Origin of the sequence: Propionivibrio sp. (assembly GCF_049316945.1) — a bacterium.
Classification (GTDB): domain Bacteria; phylum Pseudomonadota; class Gammaproteobacteria; order Burkholderiales; family Rhodocyclaceae; genus Propionivibrio.
Genome location: NZ_JBMOJE010000243.1, coordinates 1 through 4,021 on the forward strand (window position 1 = coordinate 1; position 4,021 = coordinate 4,021).

Genomic DNA, 4,021 nt, shown 5'->3' on the forward strand with positions numbered 1-4,021 from the left:
AATTCGTCGGCCCCGAACTGTTTGCCGAGATCAGGATGCAATTGGATGAACGCGGTACCGCTCCGCAACAGACCGACGTCGTGACATTGAATGCGGAACTGCTCGAAGTGACGACCGAAGCCAACCGCCATCTCGCCAGCGTGCATTTCAGCGGAATGATTCGTGAAGTAGCCGGTGCGGCCGCCGCCCCCTTCGATGAAATCTGGAATCTGAGTAAGCCGGTCGAGGGGAGCCAAGGCTGGGTTATTTCCGGAATTCAGCAACTGAATTGAGTTAATCGTTCAATCCAACAGGAGATAGATTCATGCGAATCGACATTCAGGCCAGAGGATTCGATCTGACCGAAGGTTTGCGCGAGCACACCGAGCGACGCTTGCAGTTCGCCCTGAGCTGGGCCAGTCAAGATGTTCGCGCGGTCAGCGTCCGCCTTTCCGACATCAACGGGCCACGTGGCGGTAATGACAAACGCTGTTGCATCCAGATTCGCCTTCCAGGCATACAGGATGTGGTGATCGAAGATACCGAAGCCGATCTCTATATGGCCATCGACCGCGCGGTTGATCGCACCGAGCGCACGGTGGCCCATCGTCTGAAGCGCTTGCGTGAGCATCACCACGACCGCCTCAGCACCAACAAAGCAAGTGGCGAGGAACTCGCACAAGACGCCGCCGCCTTGACAGCAAACACTCACTGAGGAAATGCAGATGAACAAACCAGGTCTTATCTCTCAAGCCGCCAACTTCGCGCCAGGGTTCTTTCAGGTCCGACGCCGGACCTGGTATGCCGCGGGTATTGGCCTGCTGGTATTTGTTGGCCTGCTGATCTGGGCCGCTTTAGCTCTGGTCGGCTGGCTCTGGGGACAAACCCAGAGCCTGGCTGGCGCTGCGCCTGACGCCCTACGTGGTACGACGAATAGGGTGCTGGAACAAGTCAAAGGAATTGTCCCCGGCGCTCAAGGCGTGCTGGATCAAGTTAAGCAGAGTGTCCCCGGTGCTCAAGACGTTATCGATCAGGTCAAGGAGCGTGTTCCCGCGGCCAAGGGAGCGCTGGATCAGGTAACAGAGAGCGTGCCTGGCGCGCGTGAAATGTTGGCCGGTATTGTTCCTGCACTGAAGCCGGAAACGCCGCCCCAGCGCGACGTATCCGGCGAGGATCTTGGGCCAGTAGTGCGTTACCCAGGACTATTGCGAACTCAATGGCAGCGGGCAAACGGGCCGGCGGCGGTGGCGATTGTTGAGTTCGAAGGCAAGGTGGATTACGTCAAGGTGCTCGATCACTATGCCAAGGGATTCGCTGAGAATGGCTTCACCCAGGCGTTGCAGTCATCCACTCAAGAAACAGAAACGCACGAATACACGAAAGGCCGCGAGCGCTTCATCCTGAAAATCGCGCAAAAACCCAAGGGTGGAATCGTCATCGTGCGCATTGAGGCGGTGCAGCCATAACTATTTTTCAAACAGACAAGGAGGCTATCGCCCAAAAAATATGGAATTCAAACAGCCAATTTTCATCATCGGTAAGTCATCAGAACCATCTATTGATGGTTCCACACAGGCAACACGCTGAATGTTTCCTGCTGCATAACGATTCAGAAGTGGTTGCGATGAATACTCCGTAAATTAATCAAATGATTTGCCAATGAAAAACAATATAGTTATTGCCGCATCCATCGCCGCACTGTTCGCCGCCAGTCCGGCACTGTCGGCTACCTGATGCTCGGCAACCCGCGCGCCCTTGATCCGCTGCAGACCCAGGCGCGCATGAGCACGCCGCAGATCGAGGAAATGCTTGGCAAGCTGGTCGACAAGCTCAAGACCAATCCAGGCGAGACCAAAGGCTGGGTCATGCTGGCTCGATCCTACAAGGCGCTGGGGCGTTTTGCCGAGTCAGCCGAGGCGTATAGCCACGGCGGCGCGCTGCTCGACGCCGAGCCGGTGCTGCTGGCGGACTACGCCGAGGTGCTGGCGCAGTTGAATGGCGGCAGTTTCAAGGGCAAACCGGACGAACTGATCGCCAAGGCGCTGAAGATTGACCCGAACGAACTGCAGGCGCTGTTCCTGGCCTGCGCGGCGGCAACCGACCGCAAGGACTTTTCTGCTGTTGCCGATTACTGGGGCCGGCTGCTGCTGCAACTCGAACCCGGCTCGGAAGAGGCGCAGTCGGTTGAGGAGGCGGTAGCCAAGGCACGCGAAATCGTGGCGCAGAGTGGCGGCAAGCCGGGCAAGAAAGCCGTTGCCAGCGCCGTAGCCGTCGGCGCTGAATCGATCAGCGGCGAAGTGACGATCAGCGGCAAAATCGCTTCGCAAGCCAAGCCCGAAGACCTGCTCTTCGTTTTTGTACGCGCCGAAGAAGGATCGCGCATGCCGCTCGCCGTGGTGCGTACCCAAGTGTCCAACCTGCCACTGACATTCCGCTTTGACGATTCGATGGCCTTGCCGGGCGGCAAGAAGATTTCCGATTTCAAGACGGTCAATATCGAAGCACGTGTGGCCAAGGCCGGCCAGGCGCAAAGTTCAAGCGGCGATCTCATCGGCAGCCTCAAGAGCGTCAAACCCGGCAGCAAGAACATCAAACTGGTGATTGACCAGGTCCAGCCCTCAACCAGCAATATTTGAAGCGTATTTCTACATCAAGTAACACGGATAGAAATGATCAAGCAAGCCAAACAAACAAGTTGAACACTTCTACCGAAATCTTTGTACTCTTCAATTACGCAGGTTAAACAATTAGACTACAAGCTTGACCACTTTTAAGAATGCTTATGAAACCCATCAACTCCACCAAATTGCAGCCCTTGTCCTGGGTGATATTCAGCTCACGCTGGATGCAGTTACCTTTGTATCTGGGCTTGATTCTGGCCCAGGGCGTTTACGTCATTCTCTTCATCAAAGAATTGTTTCATTTGATTGCCGGTGCCACCAATCTGAGTGAGCAACTCATCATGTTGGCGGTATTGGGACTGATTGACGTGGTGATGATTTCAAATTTGCTGGTAATGGTCATCGTCGGCGGCTATGAAACCTTCGTATCACGCCTGAGACTGGAAGGCCATCCGGATGTGCCGGAATGGTTGAGCCACGTCAATGCCTCGGTACTGAAAGTAAAATTGGCCATGGCCATCATCGGGATCAGTTCAATTCATTTGCTGAAAACGTTTATCGCGATAGGTTCACTTGGCGCCGAGGGTTCCAACTTCACTGAAGCGGGTGTGATGTGGCAAACCATAATCCATATGGTTTTCATCCTCTCCGCGATCGGCATTGCCTTCACCGACAAGTTGATGTCAGACGCGGTCACGGAACCAAAAGCAGCACATTGACACTGTTCGTTTACACAAGCGCTAACTTGGCTTGTTGATTAGTTTGAGTGGTGGTTAATAACTTCGATTCAACCCCTGTCGGCAGAATTACTATTGCCCGTCTGGTTTTCAGTCCTCTCGCCGCTCAAGTTCCGAACGCTTGAAATCGATGTGGACGCGCATGGCTTGCCGCGCCGCGTCCGGCTAATGCTGGCGGATGGCCTCCCAGATGTCGAGGTGATGCTGGCGCAGGGAATCTGTAACTTCTCCGGAGGGGTCTTACAATGGCCATCAGGTTGAGGCTGATATGTTCGCGCAGCATGCGCAGAATGCCGGAGTGCAGGTAGAGAAACATGCTGTTGTGTGAGGCTTGGGCGATGGCTTCGTAAAAGTTGGCGTCAGCCTTGTACCATACCTTCATTTCGCCTGTTTCGTAGGCTTTGCTCAGGCATTCGATAATCGGGTTTCTGCCAGCGAGACCATCATTACTGGGCGAATTGCCTGCTACCGGTTACGCTGCGCAGCCGATCGTGAGCCAATAAAATTGAGTGTGACAGGTTCAATGTCCGCTATCGGCTTGATCAATCCAATCAACGGCCGGTCAGGAGGAAATTCGTCACCGCCCGGTTATGGCAGTGCTGCCAATCAAGTTTGGCCAGCGACCATCAGCTTGAGAGCGCCGAGTTGGTAATGCCTGACATTCGCCAAGGTGGAAGTGCCTAT

General features: G+C 54.8%; 6 protein-coding genes. 5 read left to right on the forward strand and 1 reads right to left on the reverse strand.

Going from position 1 to position 4,021, the window contains the following annotated elements; translation table 11 throughout:
- The 5 genes from ACOYNV_RS26250 to ACOYNV_RS26270 all read left to right on the forward strand — a co-directional run.
- The coding region (locus ACOYNV_RS26250; RefSeq protein ID WP_422902767.1) for a Tim44 domain-containing protein at window positions 1-272 on the forward strand (272 nt) is incomplete at its 5' end.
- Between the two features lie 32 nt (window positions 273-304).
- Complete coding sequence (locus tag ACOYNV_RS26255) at window positions 305-694, forward strand: HPF/RaiA family ribosome-associated protein (protein ID WP_422902768.1); 390 nt, start codon at window positions 305-307, stop codon at window positions 692-694.
- Window positions 695-704: 10 nt separating this feature from the next.
- The gene (locus tag ACOYNV_RS26260) at window positions 705-1,445 is read left to right on the forward strand and encodes a hypothetical protein (RefSeq protein ID WP_422902769.1); all 741 of its coding nucleotides are present in this window, start codon (window positions 705-707) and stop codon (window positions 1,443-1,445) included.
- 267 nt (window positions 1,446-1,712) lie between these two features.
- Window positions 1,713-2,615 (forward strand): tetratricopeptide repeat protein, encoded by a 903-nt coding sequence (locus ACOYNV_RS26265; protein WP_422902770.1) that lies wholly within the window; start codon window positions 1,713-1,715, stop codon window positions 2,613-2,615.
- Window positions 2,616-2,761: 146 nt separating this feature from the next.
- Window positions 2,762-3,319, forward strand: coding sequence for a TIGR00645 family protein (locus tag ACOYNV_RS26270; RefSeq protein ID WP_422902771.1), 558 nt, complete (start codon window positions 2,762-2,764; stop codon window positions 3,317-3,319).
- Window positions 3,320-3,443: 124 nt separating this feature from the next.
- Here ACOYNV_RS26270 and ACOYNV_RS26275 read toward each other — a convergent pair whose 3' ends face one another.
- Complete coding sequence (locus tag ACOYNV_RS26275) at window positions 3,444-3,758, reverse strand: FCD domain-containing protein (protein WP_422902772.1); 315 nt, start codon at window positions 3,756-3,758, stop codon at window positions 3,444-3,446.
- Window positions 3,759-4,021 lie beyond the last annotated feature (263 nt).

What these genes read in the sequence shown, in the direction of transcription:
- ACOYNV_RS26255 (WP_422902768.1), top strand. Translation starts at nt 305, where the DNA reads ATGCGAATCGACATTCAGGCCAGAGGATTCGATCTGACCGAAGGTTTG.
- ACOYNV_RS26260 (WP_422902769.1), top strand. Translation starts at nt 705, where the DNA reads ATGAACAAACCAGGTCTTATCTCTCAAGCCGCCAACTTCGCGCCAGGG.
- ACOYNV_RS26265 (WP_422902770.1), top strand. Translation starts at nt 1,713, where the DNA reads ATGCTCGGCAACCCGCGCGCCCTTGATCCGCTGCAGACCCAGGCGCGC.
- ACOYNV_RS26270 (WP_422902771.1), top strand. Translation starts at nt 2,762, where the DNA reads ATGAAACCCATCAACTCCACCAAATTGCAGCCCTTGTCCTGGGTGATA.